Below are 12,587 nucleotides of genomic sequence, written 5' to 3'. Positions count from 1 at the left end.
ATATGCAATTTATTACACCGCAAGAATTTACGACCCACATTTTCGAAGAGGCAATCGGAACAATAAGCCAGGGCAACCAGAGCAACTTTGATGAGGCAATCGAAACCGCTATGAGCAAGGCAGCAAGATGCCTGGGCAAATACAACACTGATGAAATCTTTGCTAGCCAGGGCGCTGACAAAAAGAAGTACAGTGAGCTAATCACCTACATTAAGGATATTGCCAAATATCATTTTATCTCTGTATCACCTGTTCAGGTTGATTTCGAAGCTGCTGAAAGAAAGTTTAAAGCAGCTACGCAGGAGCTTGAAAAAATCCAACATTCCCCATTAATTAAAGGCTGGCCACTGGCAGAAAGAAAAACCAGTATCAGCTACGGTTCTAACCCTAAATTTTTTACTGAAAGATGGTAAGTTTAAAAACAGCAGCAAAAAACTTCGGTGCTTTTGTTAGCAGGAGCCTGAGCGCAAAACCACAACCTACAGGGGATAAAAGTAGAAGGAAAGTTTTGCCCCCCGTTATCAGTTCGGTCAGTATGACCAAACTTGATATTAAAACCTTCAAGGCAGCTGAAGCCCTTACCCAGGGTGAAGACCCTAAAAATTACGCCCTTCAATTGATTTTGGACGAAACCAAACGTGATGCGCTTTTGACCAGCCAGATCAACAACCGTAAACAGCAGGCGTTCAGTGTTAACTTTTCGCTTAAGAAGCCAAACGGTGAGATTGATGTAGAGCAGACTAACAAGCTTAAGAAGATGCCACTATACAGGTTTTTAACACATGCCATGTTAGATACCACATATCATGATTATAGCATGGTAGAACTTAAGTTTGTTAACGATGTAATGGGCAAAACAATGCTTATCGGGGATAGTTTGCCACGTACCAATGTAGTTCCGCAAACTGGTATGTTTTACCCGGATTATACCAATGATGCCGTAAAGGTAAACTATAGGGATATGCCAGAATATGGCATTTGGTTACTGGAATATAAAAGCCAGGATGGGGCTTTATTAAACAAGGCCGTACCGCATGTCATATTCAAACGCTTCGCCCAAAGCTGTTGGGCAGAACTATGCGAAATTTACGGTATACCTCCACGCTGGATAAAGACCAATACACAAGACCCGGACATGCTTGCCCGCGCCGAAGCAATGATGCGTGACATGGGTTCTGCTGCATGGGCTGTAATTGATTCTGATGAAGAGTTTGAATTTGCTGAAGGTGTTACCACCAATGGTGATGTTTACAGCAACCTGATCAACTTATGTTCGAATGAACTTTCGCTTTTGATCGTTGGGGTTATCTTAGGTCAGGACACCAAAAACGGCAACCGATCAAAGGACGAAGCCAACCAGGAATTACTTTGGTATCTGGTGCAGTCTGATCTGGCCATGCTAGAAGAGTATTGGAACACAGTAAATATCCCCGCTTTGCAAAAGCATGGTATTTTAACAGGTGATTTAACCTTTTCTTTCGATGAAGCCGAAGACCTTAACAAACTCTTTGATATGGTGGTTAAACTGATAGAACTTGGTTACGTTGTTGCCGCTAAATGGCTAGCCGATAAATTTGGCATCCCTGTTGAAGAGGCCGAAAAGGTAGTAGAAGATAAGCAGAAGGAAACGGAAACTGATCCTGAACCTGAAAAGCCAAAAAAAAAGGATAAGCCGGTAAAAGAGAAAACTAAGAAACAGGACTTGTTTGCAGGCTCAACAGGTTTTTTTGGCTAAGCCCTCAAACAATTGGGGGCTTACCATTTGCAGCACTTCAGGCAGAAATAAACAGCCAGTATAATGTATGCTGTAGCCACACTGTAGAGCTAAGTGCAGATCAGTGGCCAGATAATTACCGCACTCACATTGATAAGCTTATTGCGGAAATATGGGATAAAAAGAAAAGCCCAACCTTTGATGTTACCTTGCTGGAAAACTACGCCGGAAAACTTACCGAAGCGGTTTTAAAAGGGTTTGGCAGAAACGTTACCGATGCCGATTGGGATACCCCAAATTACAATATGCTGAATGCGTTAAAAACAAATGTGTGGCAGTTTTCGGCAGCTAAGACGCATACCCAACTTAGGGATATGGGTAAGGCTTTGGTCGCGCCAGACGGCACGACAACACGGAGCTTTAACGATTTCAAGATTGAGGCACAAAGGATTGCAGGAAAGCAGGTTTCGTGGCTGCGTACCGAATATGATACCGCAATCGGTGGCGGCCAGTTTGCAGGTCAGTGGGTAGATATTCAAGCCCGAAAAGCTGCTTTACCGTTACTGATGTTTGATGCTGTTATTGATGGCCATACAACTGACCTATGTCTTTCGCTTGACGGGATAATTAAACCTGTTGACGATCCTTTCGTTAAAAAGTATTACCCGCCGAACCACTATAACGAAAGGCTGGTGATCAGGCAGCTTGCAGAAGGTAAGGTAACACCGGACAACGAAACACCGCAACCGGATATACCAAAAATGTTTTCTACCAACCTGGCTGAAAGTGGCCTGGTGTTTCCTTTGGATCATCCTTATTATAAGGATATCCCTGCGCACATTGTAAACAATGCCACGCTTTACATGCCGGAAGGCGAACAATACCTGATCAGGTATAAATCTGCTGATGGCCATATACTCAGAATACACAGGCAGACCGAGCTGCAAGGCAAATCCGATCTGGCCGACCTGATCAAAGTGAGCAAGGCCGATGTTGACCGCGGCGTTACTGTCGATATTCTGCCGGAAATACATGCAGCTGAAAAGCGGTTAAGGGCAAAACTGCTTGAAGGTGTAAAAGCCAATATGAACCCTGATAGACGGGTGAGTTCAGCTGAAGGGGTGTTTTATGATGAGGTAGAAAAACCAACCATCCCGCTAAACTATTCGAAGCTTCAGCAAAGGATAGCACACGGAGCAAAACAGGCCGAAAATGTGACCATTCTTTTAGAAGAGGATTATAGTGCCGATACATTAAAACAGCTTGCTTCTGAACGCTTCCGAAATGTTAAGGGGTTGAGAAAAATAACCTTTGTAAATAAGGATGGTGAGTTTACAGAATACCTAAAAATGACCAAAGGCGATAAAAGTTAATTTACCGCCTTTGGATTGCCCAACTACTCGGGCTGGACATCACAAATATAGAATTTTTATGGCAAATAACAATGACAAAAAAATTGATCAATATTTCAGGGCTTTTCAAAACAGGATCAGCAACGCGACTTCACAGCTGCCACTGATCGTGGGTAACCTGGTAGTTAATGATGCATTGGATAATTTCCGTACACAGTCTTTTGATGGTGTGCCGTGGCCAAAACGCAAAACCAAAAGTCGGCGCGGTGCAGGAAACCAGAATATACTGATACAAAGCGGAAGGTTAAGAAGGGAAACCCGGATCACTTCAACAACACCAACCAGCGTAAAGGTAGGTAACAGCGCACCTTACGCAGCCGTACACAATGACGGCGGGGAAATCAGACGAAGCGCCAGGAGTGAATTATTTGTTCGCAATAGGTATAAGAAAGGTGCAAAAGGGAAAATGTTTGGCGGGATGGGGGCTTTTAAGAAAGGAACTACCTCGGGTAAAGGTTTAACATTTAAAGCCTACAGCTTCAAGATGCCCAGAAGGCGCTTTTTAGGCCGTTCAGCAGCTTTAGATAGAAAGATCAATAAAACAGTAAAGAATCACATTTTAAGAGAACTACGAAAATAATATGAAAGAAATATATTTAAGAACTTTGGAACTGTTGACACCAACAGAAATCCCGACCGATCCGAAGGAACTGGATAGGTTTAACAGGCTTCAGTTTATCAAGTGGATTGATAAAGATAAAGGACAGCTGGAGTTTTACGAGGTGCGCCCGGCTGTTGCCTTTCCCTGTGCATTGATAAAGGTAGAAATTACCAGAACCGAGAACTTAGGCAGGAATGTGCAGCGGTGTCATGGCAGGGTAACGATCAGGTTGGCATTTGATTATGTAGGTGGAACATCTGCTGCTACTCCTGCAGGAACCAGGCAGCAAAGCCTGGACTACTTCGACCTTGCACAAGCTGTTTACCTGACCATTCAGGGCAAAACTGGCGGTGCTGGAAAGTTTGACAGACAAAGCGCAACAGAAGAGCCGCGCCCGGATGGCCTAACCATTCTTAATATTCCATTTACTACGGTATGGTTAGATGAAAGCGCAAAGACTTAATTAAAAAGGGTTCGGGTATCTAATACCTGAACCCTTTTTGCTAATGATAAAGCTTTGCCCGCAAATATTCGTAAAACTCTTCAAGATCATCAGCACTGCGTTTGGTGCTTGGCCTTTCATTTTTCTGAAAAAGATAGTCTAAAATGTGCATTTGGGTATAAATGGCATTCATCAAACTTTCTGCTTTACTGCTGTCCTTTATTTCGATTGTTATCTTCATAAAGCAAATATCCAGACCATTTTTTGATAAAAATTACGGGTTTCCGTATACCTATAACTTTTAGCAAAAAAAATCCCTCATGGTGTATGAGGGATTGTAGTAAGCGGTATTTGACCCGTGATACTTATTTTAGTGGATATAATGCCCCTTCTGGAATTGTTGGATGAAGCGACTACAATTGACATTTCATAACCGTTAACTACAGTAATACCGAATATTTTAAGCTCATTACCTTTAATTCGGAATTTGGTTTCTCTGAAATACTCCAATATCAAAAAATCTTTTATATGTTCAGGCATATAGATTAACAGGTCTTCGCTATCGAAGTTTTGGTGATATAATCCATCTATAGCTAAATAAATGGCATCCATTAATTTTTCATAGTTTGATCTGGTCATAATTTTTTTAAGTTAAAACAAGGCTAATTGTGTTCTGTATTCCGATGGCTTCATGCCTTTGTAATTTACCCAGGTGCGACGGCTAATAAAAATATTGTGCTTTGGAAAAACAACGCGTAAAATGTAGGTATCTGGCACATCTTGTTCTTTTACCTGGTGGTAAAGGTTAACAACTGATTCGACGCGTTTTAGATGATTATTCCTGTTGTAGGCCATTAACACAAAATTAACAACTGGCCATTAATCAGTACAAAAAAGTTATACCACAAAAAAGCCCCGTTATTAACAGGGCTTTTGTATTTTACCAATCTTCAGCTTTCTTTTCTGCATTCTTTTTTATGATGGCTACGTAACCATTGTAAAAGCCTTCAAGCCTTTCCTTATCCTTCGCTCGTTTGAGCTTACCTTTATCATTAAATATCTCATACTCGTTGCGAAGACCATTTATACTTGAATAATAATAAAGTGCGTAAGATGGTTTAATTCTTATTTTACCGTCCTTAAACTCAAATACTAATGAATAACCGTTTAGGACGGTCGATATAGTGCTATCATCAATTGCATTTACCGAAATGCTTTCACCATCTACCGCGCTGATTGTTTCTTTCGGATTGGAGTAAAGCGTATTTAGGTATAGTAATGTACTTTTATAAAGTTCAGCCTTATTTTTGCCAGCAACCTCTAAAACAATGTAATCTTTATCTTTATTCTCCTTATCAACAAATCCATTTGGTGTTAATTCAAACTGTGCCTTTGCCAATCCCGATGTTAAAACCAGCACAAAAAAAAGTATTGTTTTTTTCATATTCTTTAAATAAAGCTTAAATATAGTTAATTACAATACTTCAATCAGTTACTTTTTTTTCTTTATGTTATTTTTAGCTACTGCAATCTGAGCCTCTAAGAGCAATAAGCTATTATTCATGTATGCCCCCCGGCCTTCGCCTACACCTATTTTATTATGTGCTTCAGCTGTATAATTTCTATCGGTTAGCCGGGTTTGTTTGTCGATGAAATACTGTTTAACCCAGCCTAATATTATTGGAGCATCCAATCGGTTGTAAACTTTACCGTCTTTACCGTAGTTACCCAGCTTTGCCTGATTCATACATATTGCTAACTCTTCAAGGGTAAAGCTTGGGTATTCATGGATGATAATGTAAGCTACTGAATAAAGCCCATCATTACTGATGATATTATCAACTTGAAAAAACATTCTTAGGTCGTTCAGGATTAACACGATATCATCTTCACATTGATCGGGATCTTTTTTATACAACTGGCCGATAGTTTTTGCTTCAGGTAATAATTTGCCCTGTTGTTTTATAGCATCCATATCGGCCAGAATGTTCATTATAAATGCTGCCCTATCTGGTTTTGTATATTTGATACCTTTCTTTTTATCACCATATACATAAAAATTTAAGGACTTTTTAAGGGTATCATAATTAGATAGTAGCTTCTTACGCTCTTCCTGATTGGCCTCAAAAACGTGCGGCTTAACTCGGGCTATTTGCCTGAGAGCCGCCGTTACGTTTTCCCTTAATAGCATTGGCCAGCTGTTGGGCTGCATCAAGGTTAGTTTGTTGTTTTGTTGCTCCATATCTGATCAGGTCTAAAATCTCTACTACGTTATTGTTAATATGAACCAAAGTCTTTTTTTTCTTATGGTAATCCGAAAGCCTATTCCAACCTTCAAAAATGAATTTCAATGCTCCTAGCGCACCTTCTGGGCTTCGGCTTGCTGTTACATTTTGAAGCTTTATAAGGAGTTCTTTTAAAGCCTTTCCTTGTTTAAAGTCGAATAATGGGGGAAGCCCCTGAGCCTTCAAGAAATCCTTATATGCTGCAACGGCCTCATTATGGTAAGGGTGTGGCGGCTCTTTTGTATCTGATGCCTCTAAACGCTTTAATATTGATCTTAAGACCTGTTCGTTGTTTCCCTTTTTAATTTCTGATTTGCACCAGCTTATTTGCTCTTTAAGTGTCATTTAATTACTGTTTAAATAGTGAATAACCTTACTAATTCCTAATTAGAGCATAAACGGTAAAAAACATACGTGTTTAGCCCCGCAATCGTGAAAGCATGAGTAAAAAAGTCATTATCAAAAATGTTATTATAACTTTTTGCTGTCATGTGTTTAAAAATCATCTGTTAAAGGTTATTTAAATACAACAACTGCTTTGTTTACAAAGGTTTTATTTTGCCTTACTTTATAATTAACCGTTACAGGCGATTCGGTACTATCTTTGGCAAATGCAATCCATATAGCGCTGCATCCATCACAGGGCACAACTTGCATAGCCTGAATTACTTTTCCGTTAATCTCTACCAAATCAGTTGGATCAGTCTTAACATCACCTTTTTTGTTAATGCAGCTTGAAAGTGCTGCCAATGCCAATAATACTATAAGTGTCTTTTTCATCTGTTTTATTTATTTAATCCTGTGTAAAAACTTGATTGAACTTCGTTTTCGAAGGTGTAGAGTACTTTATTTAACTCATCCACCGTTAATTTATTTAGCTTCTTTTTGTACTTCGTCCGGGTAAGCATGAAATTGTCTATCTTTTTCATCATTTCTTTATCGCCGTGACTATCCCAACGCATATCACGGGCAATGCCTATGATTTTTTTTCTTTGTTTATCGCCGGGGGGTGGAGTGAACTTATTGCCACCTGGCACCAGCGGTTTAAGTTGCTCAATTATAACCAGCACTTCTGGTTCAGTTAGTTCCTTCGTGCTTTCTGTACGCCCATTGCTTACGTCAAAAGCATAGGTGTGTCGATATCCGTATTTACCCGTTTGGTTAAACAGGATTATCATTTGTTGAAATTTCGGGTGTGAAGTATCCATTTTATTTAATTTCTTCAGGGAAGTTATTTGCATTCTCAGCTAAGTAATTAGCTATTTTCTTATGTGCTTCGTCGGTGGCGGAATTATCGAACCCCCTAAATTTTGTACGGGCAGGGTAAGCTGCAATACCCTTCCCATCTTTCCACTCAATTACGATAACCCAGCCGAAGGCATGTAAAATAGAATTGATAAAAAGAAACAATCCGGTTTCTCTAAACTCCGACCATGTTTTCGATTCTATATTTTCCTTAAGCATGATTATTTGAGTTTAAAAGGTTTAGTGCTTGCTCTTCCGTAATATCTGCCAGCATTTCGGTTGTTTGCACCTCTGCTATTTCCAGATAGCGCATTCCGCGGATTGTTTTGTATGATTCGCATAAAACGCCATCTGTGACGAAGAAATGAGAATGTTGGGGGTGTTTGTGAATTACAGTGATCATGATTTTAAATTTGATTTCTTTTAAATTCTACTTTATTGTTGATTAGCCAATCCCAATGGGTGGTAGTGTCAGGGATGCTCTGAAACATGTTTATGTCGACTTGTATTAAGTGCTGGCTACTGAAAAGACCAAATAAGTATTTTTCTTCCACCAATAAATTAAATACGCTTAGGGTTTCGCCGTCTTCTATAAACCTATTGAAGGCAAATTTGTAGGTAAGTAATATCATGTTATTGTATTTTACATAAATGGCTCTATAACTCTGCTTTGTATCCATTCCATCACTGGTGGTGTTACTGCATTACCGCATTGCTTCACCTGTTGCCTTGAATCACCTAGAATGATGTAATCTTTATCGAATGCCATACCTATTTTTACTTCATGCGCCCGTAATGTCCTATAATAGCAATCTTCTAAATCTGGCATTTTATCTATAAATAGGCCATGCCTGGCAGTGGTAGTAAAAGCCCCGGCAGGGTTCATTATACCGCTTGAAACATCAGAGCCGCCGTTGTAGTAGGAAATGAAGGAGTTGAAACTTTCAGCTGTTAATACACCATGTTTTACAGCGCCTGCTGTAATGGTGGTAACTGCTTTATCAAATACTGGCAAACATTTTCCGGTTCTATTCAGCTCTACTAACATCGGGGTAAGAATGCCCATTGTTTGGCGGGTGCATTGAGTTTGCAGCGGTTCAGTTGCTTTACGTACATTGCCCGTGTTTGAACTATTTTCAGTTTTAAGCACCATTGGCATTTCGTATGCTGGTATCCCATCATTCCAAAACTTTTCCCTGCCTAACTTTATTCGGTTTATAGTTTTTGGGGACAGCTTAATATCTCCGATTCTCCGACCCGGCACTGACCAGTCAATGCAATTGAATGCAGCGTAATAATAAGGCTCTACAATCGTACCATCGAAAGGGCAACGGTAAACATATCCAAATCTGTACTTCCATGATCTTTGACCAGGTTTAAACCATTGAAAAGCCTCTATTTCTTTTTCGCAGCAATGGCAGTATGCTTTCGGCGTAAATTCTAAGTCAGGGGCTTTGTTTCCTTTTTTCCAGAATACGATGTACATTCGATCCCTACTTTGTGGGCATGGTGCAAAGTGCATACTGTTCAAGTAAAGGCATTTATGTTGGTATCCCAAAACATGCATTGCATTTAACCACGGTTCAAACATCCTCCATTTTCGAGCTTGCACAACGTTTTCCACAGTTATAGAATTGTAGTCGTGGTATTCGGCGAAACGTACAACATCCCACATCGTTGCACGGCTACGCTCTTCTGCTGGTTCAAGCTTTTTCAAACTGAATATGTCTAGTTGGTTGCTTGGCTTTTTCTTACCGTTTGCATCAGTTTGTTCGGTACATTCCGGTGAAGTAATTAAAAAGTCTGTTGAAGGATAACGACGGGGATCACATGCTGAAATGTCTGTGCAATCGTGTAAAGTATCCTGAAAATTGGTATTGTGGGTTTCTATTGCTAAATCCCAATGATTTAAAGCCAGTTTTACTTCAACACCACCGCCAATTTTATTGGAAAGATTGCGTACTCCCTGACTGCTGCCGCCACCACCGCAAAACTGATCTGTATAGGTTAAATATGAATTTTTCATTATTTTAAACTTATATATCGGCTAATTAGCCGATATTTTTAATTATCGGGTTATTAGCCGATTTGGTTAGTATTGATTGCCTCGTAACTTCTTTTTGAATAATCGCTGTATGCTATCCTGTGTAACGCCTTCAGGATTTTTGCATGGGCTGAAACTTTCTTTCTTACAAGCCGTTAAGCTGATCGCTAAGGCGGCAGTGATGATGATTATTTTTTTCATTTTTATCTGTTTAAGGTTAGTTATTTGCATCAGGGTGTAACCGTGATACTGTTTTTGAAGTAATACCGCAGTGAATGCACATGCGTTGGTACAAATCTTTGTCTCCGTAGTGGGTAGTTTCGACAAACTCCCAATCTGTAAACTGGTGATGACTTGGCACGCATTGACTTTTCTTCTTACCAACTTCACTGGCAGTTGTTTGGGGATCAGCTGCCAGATTTCCGAAATGGTCAAATATGATCCGGTTAACCCACATATCTGCTTTTTCAACGTATTCATCATGATTGGCAGATTCGTCAATATCATCCAACATTATAACAACTGGCCTGTTTTGATCTTTATGGGGCGAATTTGTACCGCATATTTCGATTTTAAGAGTATTTTTCATAGCGGCCTTATAAACGTTTCAACTTCAGTGTTAACCTGATCCAAAGGATTGCAGCTTTTAATAGCCTGAAAGCTCTGCAAATCGATAATCTCGCTTAAGTAGGGGTGTTCAATAATCAAATCATTTAACAGCCAATTTTTGGCTAAATTTGCCGCTTCCTGATGACTACAAGCGTTTACACTTACCAGGTGGAACTTTTCGAACATATCAGGTAATTCGGCACTGATTAGAACCGTGTAAACCTTAATTTTGGGGAAAAATTCGGGAAAGTAATATTTAGCCCATGTATAGAAATCAGTTTTCATAGCATCCAACCGCTTTCTTTTGTTATCCAATGCTTCGATTCCATCCATTTTATTTCGGGTCTTTAGGGTTAATGTAATGGTCAAAATTTATCGGCTTGCAATCAGATAGATTTACAGCAGCCGTAGGGAATTTTTCCGATAGTATGTCTTTGATGCAATCCGTAGCCAGCTCAATCGCCTGTGCTTTGTTTTTAACAGCAACCAATACGGTTGCTGTTCCTGGCTTATATTTTACGCGTGGGTTGATGGTATCGTAAACCTTTAATTTAACCTGATATAGATTTGCCATTATTTTTCGTTTGCGGTGATACTGAATTGAAGTTTGATTTCTTTGCCATTTTCGCACTGAATGCGCTGCCAGCCTCTAACGTACATGCTGGAACGGTTTTTAAACTGCGCGGCAACAATGATGTCTACACCTTCAGAGAAAAGCGGGTTATTAACCTTATCTTTCTTGCTAACCAGTTCAGCCACCCGTGTAGGGTTAAGGTTTCCTTTTTTATCCGGCTTTAAAAAGGTATTAAGTAGATCGGCCAGCACCTCACGGTTTTCATCGTCGGCAGATAGCCCGGCAATAACCGTTTTTATCTTTTGTACGCCTGCGCCTTCCGTGCCGTCAAAACCAATAATTTCGTTGTAGCCTACTACAATAGATGCATTACCATCCCTTGATGTAAAGGTGTGACTTGCCTGTTTGTCTTTAGTGCCGTATAGGTCATTTTTAAGCTTTATAACAGCCTCAAAGTCGTTAAAGGTAGATTCGACTATCTGATTCTGTTGTTTACCAAATTCTGCCAGAATAGGGGCTTTAGCCGCAACCATTTCATCAACCATGCCTTTAAAGGCTTCAATATCATCCTTCCTTTTTTGTATTGCCTGGTTTTCTTTCGCCTCTAACTGTTTTAAAAGGTCTTTTCTTTCTGCTGGTGTTAATTTGTCAATGTTCATTTTATTTGTCTTTTTAAATTTTCTATTATTGAATTTTGGTCGTTTACTACTTTAGTCATGATTTCAGCAATTTCTAATGCTAGAATCAACTTACTTTCTATTCGGACTGCGTTGTTTAGCAAATCCTGCTTTAACTGCGCAATCTTTAGTTGATTTAAAATTTCTTCCATCTTATAGCCTTTTGATTAATTCCTGATGTATCTTTTGGGGTTAAAAAATGCCATTCCCGGCAACTCTTCGGCTACCTTTTCAAGCTTCCGCATAAAGAGTTTGTCTTTAATTTCAAATAGGTCGCAAAACTCACTTACACCGTATGTTACAGTGCTGTGGTCTCGGTTAAATAGTGCGCCTACAGATTTTAAACTCAGGTCGGTATGTTCGCGTAGTAATTTGAAAATGATAAATCTTGCTTCAACGTTTTCATCAGACCTGTTTTTGCTTGCTAAGCTTTCGTAATCAACTTCAAGCGCATTGCAAACCCCCTGTATGATTTCATCTTCCGGTGTAGGCGGTGTAGGCTTGTATTGAATAGCTTGCATCATGTGCAGCAATTCCGCTTTTAATTCTTCCATTACTGACATTTTTTGCCCTTTCTGATCTTTTCAAGTACATTGTTGTACTTCATCATGAATAAATCATCATGCATAAGCGTTAAAGGATTGTGAGTATAGAGGAACTCTGAAAGAATAACTGGGCTTTCCATAGGCTCAAATTTTGCGAATGGTAAAAACTCTGTTTGATTTCGGAATGAAGCTTCATTGTTCCAAAATCCCCGAAAATCCGATGAGTATTTAACCTCGTTAGCCATTTGTACAGGAAATCCATAAAAAAGCCTATCGACAAATTGGTTATAGTTGTCAAGCTGGTATTCACAGTATTGCTCTGTCGACCAACCAAGCAGCATACACACATTTTCAATTAGGTTCAGGTCAAATTCCCTGCACTCTTCAATGTGTGTTTTACTTTCTTCTTTAACTTTTGTTATTGTACTCATATTGATTA

24 protein-coding genes are annotated in these 12,587 nt (G+C 39.6%); 5 read left to right on the top strand and 19 right to left on the bottom strand.

Features of this window, described 5'->3' with window-relative positions:
* Positions 1 to 2: 2 nt before the first annotated feature.
* The 5 genes from DBR40_RS08975 to DBR40_RS08955 all read left to right on the top strand — a co-directional run bounded on the left by DBR40_RS08975 (position 3) and on the right by DBR40_RS08955 (position 4,190).
* The gene (locus DBR40_RS08975) at positions 3 to 413 is read left to right on the top strand and encodes a hypothetical protein (RefSeq protein ID WP_124559399.1); all 411 of its coding nucleotides are present in this window, start codon (positions 3 to 5) and stop codon (positions 411 to 413) included.
* On the top strand, positions 407 to 1,735 hold the full coding sequence (locus DBR40_RS08970; RefSeq protein ID WP_124559398.1) for a DUF935 family protein: 1,329 nt from the start codon (positions 407 to 409) through the stop codon (positions 1,733 to 1,735). The genes DBR40_RS08975 and DBR40_RS08970 overlap by 7 nt, the downstream gene beginning before the upstream one ends.
* A 188-nt stretch (positions 1,736 to 1,923) precedes the next feature.
* Entirely contained in the window at positions 1,924 to 3,087 is a 1,164-nt protein-coding gene (locus tag DBR40_RS08965) for a hypothetical protein (RefSeq protein WP_124559397.1), read from the top strand.
* 58 nt (positions 3,088 to 3,145) lie between these two features.
* On the top strand, positions 3,146 to 3,706 hold the full coding sequence (locus DBR40_RS08960; protein WP_124559396.1) for a phage virion morphogenesis protein: 561 nt from the start codon (positions 3,146 to 3,148) through the stop codon (positions 3,704 to 3,706).
* Position 3,707: 1 nt separating this feature from the next.
* Positions 3,708 to 4,190, top strand: coding sequence for a hypothetical protein (locus tag DBR40_RS08955; RefSeq protein ID WP_124559395.1), 483 nt, complete (start codon positions 3,708 to 3,710; stop codon positions 4,188 to 4,190).
* 40 nt (positions 4,191 to 4,230) lie between these two features.
* On the opposite strand, the gene DBR40_RS08950 is transcribed toward DBR40_RS08955, so the two are convergent.
* The 19 genes from DBR40_RS08950 to DBR40_RS08865 form a co-directional block, all read right to left on the bottom strand.
* Positions 4,231 to 4,410, bottom strand: coding sequence for a hypothetical protein (locus tag DBR40_RS08950; RefSeq protein ID WP_124559394.1), 180 nt, complete (start codon positions 4,408 to 4,410; stop codon positions 4,231 to 4,233).
* Positions 4,411 to 4,487: 77 nt separating this feature from the next.
* On the bottom strand, positions 4,488 to 4,808 hold the full coding sequence (locus DBR40_RS08945; RefSeq protein WP_124559393.1) for a hypothetical protein: 321 nt from the start codon (positions 4,806 to 4,808) through the stop codon (positions 4,488 to 4,490).
* Between the two features lie 301 nt (positions 4,809 to 5,109).
* Entirely contained in the window at positions 5,110 to 5,613 is a 504-nt protein-coding gene (locus DBR40_RS08935; RefSeq protein WP_124559391.1) for a hypothetical protein, read from the bottom strand.
* A gap of 48 nt (positions 5,614 to 5,661) precedes the next feature.
* Complete coding sequence (locus DBR40_RS08930) at positions 5,662 to 6,360, bottom strand: hypothetical protein (protein WP_124559390.1); 699 nt, start codon at positions 6,358 to 6,360, stop codon at positions 5,662 to 5,664.
* Positions 6,308 to 6,799: a hypothetical protein gene (locus tag DBR40_RS08925; protein ID WP_124559389.1), complete on the bottom strand. Its 492-nt coding sequence runs from the start codon at positions 6,797 to 6,799 to the stop codon at positions 6,308 to 6,310. The genes DBR40_RS08930 and DBR40_RS08925 overlap by 53 nt, the downstream gene beginning before the upstream one ends.
* Before the next feature lie 171 nt (positions 6,800 to 6,970).
* Positions 6,971 to 7,234 carry a lipoprotein gene (locus DBR40_RS08920; protein ID WP_124559388.1) on the bottom strand — a complete coding sequence of 88 codons (264 nt, stop codon included), beginning with the start codon at positions 7,232 to 7,234 and terminating at the stop codon, positions 6,971 to 6,973.
* Positions 7,235 to 7,239: 5 nt separating this feature from the next.
* On the bottom strand, positions 7,240 to 7,662 hold the full coding sequence (locus DBR40_RS08915; RefSeq protein ID WP_124559387.1) for a hypothetical protein: 423 nt from the start codon (positions 7,660 to 7,662) through the stop codon (positions 7,240 to 7,242).
* Between the two features lies 1 nt (position 7,663).
* Positions 7,664 to 7,918 carry a hypothetical protein gene (locus DBR40_RS08910; protein ID WP_124559386.1) on the bottom strand — a complete coding sequence of 85 codons (255 nt, stop codon included), beginning with the start codon at positions 7,916 to 7,918 and terminating at the stop codon, positions 7,664 to 7,666.
* Entirely contained in the window at positions 7,911 to 8,102 is a 192-nt protein-coding gene (locus DBR40_RS08905; protein WP_124559385.1) for a hypothetical protein, read from the bottom strand. Before DBR40_RS08905 ends, DBR40_RS08910 begins: the two co-directional genes overlap by 8 nt.
* Positions 8,103 to 8,106: 4 nt before the next feature.
* The gene (locus DBR40_RS08900) at positions 8,107 to 8,331 is read right to left on the bottom strand and encodes a hypothetical protein (protein WP_124559384.1); all 225 of its coding nucleotides are present in this window, start codon (positions 8,329 to 8,331) and stop codon (positions 8,107 to 8,109) included.
* 11 nt (positions 8,332 to 8,342) lie between these two features.
* Positions 8,343 to 9,725, bottom strand: coding sequence for a DNA cytosine methyltransferase (locus DBR40_RS08895; protein ID WP_124559383.1), 1,383 nt, complete (start codon positions 9,723 to 9,725; stop codon positions 8,343 to 8,345).
* Between the two features lie 66 nt (positions 9,726 to 9,791).
* Positions 9,792 to 9,944, bottom strand: a complete 153-nt coding sequence (locus tag DBR40_RS26675) for a hypothetical protein (RefSeq protein WP_158674019.1) — start codon at positions 9,942 to 9,944, stop codon at positions 9,792 to 9,794.
* A gap of 16 nt (positions 9,945 to 9,960) precedes the next feature.
* On the bottom strand, positions 9,961 to 10,332 hold the full coding sequence (locus DBR40_RS08890) for a hypothetical protein (RefSeq protein WP_124559382.1): 372 nt from the start codon (positions 10,330 to 10,332) through the stop codon (positions 9,961 to 9,963).
* The gene (locus DBR40_RS08885) at positions 10,329 to 10,685 is read right to left on the bottom strand and encodes a hypothetical protein (protein ID WP_124559381.1); all 357 of its coding nucleotides are present in this window, start codon (positions 10,683 to 10,685) and stop codon (positions 10,329 to 10,331) included. The genes DBR40_RS08890 and DBR40_RS08885 overlap by 4 nt, the downstream gene beginning before the upstream one ends.
* A gap of 1 nt (position 10,686) precedes the next feature.
* Entirely contained in the window at positions 10,687 to 10,926 is a 240-nt protein-coding gene (locus DBR40_RS08880; protein WP_124559380.1) for a hypothetical protein, read from the bottom strand.
* On the bottom strand, positions 10,926 to 11,585 hold the full coding sequence (locus tag DBR40_RS08875) for a DUF3164 family protein (RefSeq protein WP_124559379.1): 660 nt from the start codon (positions 11,583 to 11,585) through the stop codon (positions 10,926 to 10,928). Before DBR40_RS08875 ends, DBR40_RS08880 begins: the two co-directional genes overlap by 1 nt.
* Positions 11,582 to 11,755: a hypothetical protein gene (locus DBR40_RS26670; protein WP_158674018.1), complete on the bottom strand. Its 174-nt coding sequence runs from the start codon at positions 11,753 to 11,755 to the stop codon at positions 11,582 to 11,584. The genes DBR40_RS08875 and DBR40_RS26670 overlap by 4 nt, the downstream gene beginning before the upstream one ends.
* 15 nt (positions 11,756 to 11,770) lie before the next feature.
* Positions 11,771 to 12,157 carry a helix-turn-helix domain-containing protein gene (locus DBR40_RS08870; protein ID WP_158674017.1) on the bottom strand — a complete coding sequence of 129 codons (387 nt, stop codon included), beginning with the start codon at positions 12,155 to 12,157 and terminating at the stop codon, positions 11,771 to 11,773.
* Positions 12,157 to 12,579 (bottom strand): hypothetical protein, encoded by a 423-nt coding sequence (locus DBR40_RS08865; RefSeq protein WP_124559377.1) that lies wholly within the window; start codon positions 12,577 to 12,579, stop codon positions 12,157 to 12,159. The genes DBR40_RS08870 and DBR40_RS08865 overlap by 1 nt, the downstream gene beginning before the upstream one ends.
* Positions 12,580 to 12,587: the final 8 nt, after the last annotated feature.

Source organism: Pedobacter sp. KBW01 (assembly GCF_003852395.1).
In the GTDB taxonomy this organism is placed as follows: Bacteria; Bacteroidota; Bacteroidia; order Sphingobacteriales; family Sphingobacteriaceae; genus Pedobacter.
The sequence above is the reverse complement of the archived record's forward strand: the minus strand, read 5'-3'. Positions and strand labels throughout refer to the sequence as shown.

Coding starts and splice junctions, on each gene's coding strand:
- DBR40_RS08945 (WP_124559393.1), bottom strand. CDS start 4,808: ATGACCAGATCAAACTATGAAAAATTAATGGATGCCATTTATTTAGCT.
- DBR40_RS08920 (WP_124559388.1), bottom strand. CDS start 7,234: ATGAAAAAGACACTTATAGTATTATTGGCATTGGCAGCACTTTCAAGC.
- DBR40_RS08950 (WP_124559394.1), bottom strand. CDS start 4,410: ATGAAGATAACAATCGAAATAAAGGACAGCAGTAAAGCAGAAAGTTTG.
- DBR40_RS08885 (WP_124559381.1), bottom strand. CDS start 10,685: ATGGATGGAATCGAAGCATTGGATAACAAAAGAAAGCGGTTGGATGCT.
- DBR40_RS08870 (WP_158674017.1), bottom strand. CDS start 12,157: ATGGAAGAATTAAAAGCGGAATTGCTGCACATGATGCAAGCTATTCAA.
- DBR40_RS08955 (WP_124559395.1), top strand. CDS start 3,708: ATGAAAGAAATATATTTAAGAACTTTGGAACTGTTGACACCAACAGAA.
- DBR40_RS08925 (WP_124559389.1), bottom strand. CDS start 6,799: ATGACACTTAAAGAGCAAATAAGCTGGTGCAAATCAGAAATTAAAAAG.
- DBR40_RS08865 (WP_124559377.1), bottom strand. CDS start 12,579: ATGAGTACAATAACAAAAGTTAAAGAAGAAAGTAAAACACACATTGAA.
- DBR40_RS08935 (WP_124559391.1), bottom strand. CDS start 5,613: ATGAAAAAAACAATACTTTTTTTTGTGCTGGTTTTAACATCGGGATTG.
- DBR40_RS08915 (WP_124559387.1), bottom strand. CDS start 7,662: ATGGATACTTCACACCCGAAATTTCAACAAATGATAATCCTGTTTAAC.
- DBR40_RS08900 (WP_124559384.1), bottom strand. CDS start 8,331: ATGATATTACTTACCTACAAATTTGCCTTCAATAGGTTTATAGAAGAC.
- DBR40_RS08975 (WP_124559399.1), top strand. CDS start 3: ATGCAATTTATTACACCGCAAGAATTTACGACCCACATTTTCGAAGAG.
- DBR40_RS08895 (WP_124559383.1), bottom strand. CDS start 9,725: ATGAAAAATTCATATTTAACCTATACAGATCAGTTTTGCGGTGGTGGC.
- DBR40_RS08890 (WP_124559382.1), bottom strand. CDS start 10,332: ATGAAAAATACTCTTAAAATCGAAATATGCGGTACAAATTCGCCCCAT.
- DBR40_RS08880 (WP_124559380.1), bottom strand. CDS start 10,926: ATGGCAAATCTATATCAGGTTAAATTAAAGGTTTACGATACCATCAAC.
- DBR40_RS08905 (WP_124559385.1), bottom strand. CDS start 8,102: ATGATCACTGTAATTCACAAACACCCCCAACATTCTCATTTCTTCGTC.
- DBR40_RS26675 (WP_158674019.1), bottom strand. CDS start 9,944: ATGAAAAAAATAATCATCATCACTGCCGCCTTAGCGATCAGCTTAACG.
- DBR40_RS08970 (WP_124559398.1), top strand. CDS start 407: ATGGTAAGTTTAAAAACAGCAGCAAAAAACTTCGGTGCTTTTGTTAGC.
- DBR40_RS08960 (WP_124559396.1), top strand. CDS start 3,146: ATGGCAAATAACAATGACAAAAAAATTGATCAATATTTCAGGGCTTTT.
- DBR40_RS08910 (WP_124559386.1), bottom strand. CDS start 7,918: ATGCTTAAGGAAAATATAGAATCGAAAACATGGTCGGAGTTTAGAGAA.
- DBR40_RS08930 (WP_124559390.1), bottom strand. CDS start 6,360: ATGCTATTAAGGGAAAACGTAACGGCGGCTCTCAGGCAAATAGCCCGA.
- DBR40_RS26670 (WP_158674018.1), bottom strand. CDS start 11,755: ATGGAAGAAATTTTAAATCAACTAAAGATTGCGCAGTTAAAGCAGGAT.
- DBR40_RS08875 (WP_124559379.1), bottom strand. CDS start 11,585: ATGAACATTGACAAATTAACACCAGCAGAAAGAAAAGACCTTTTAAAA.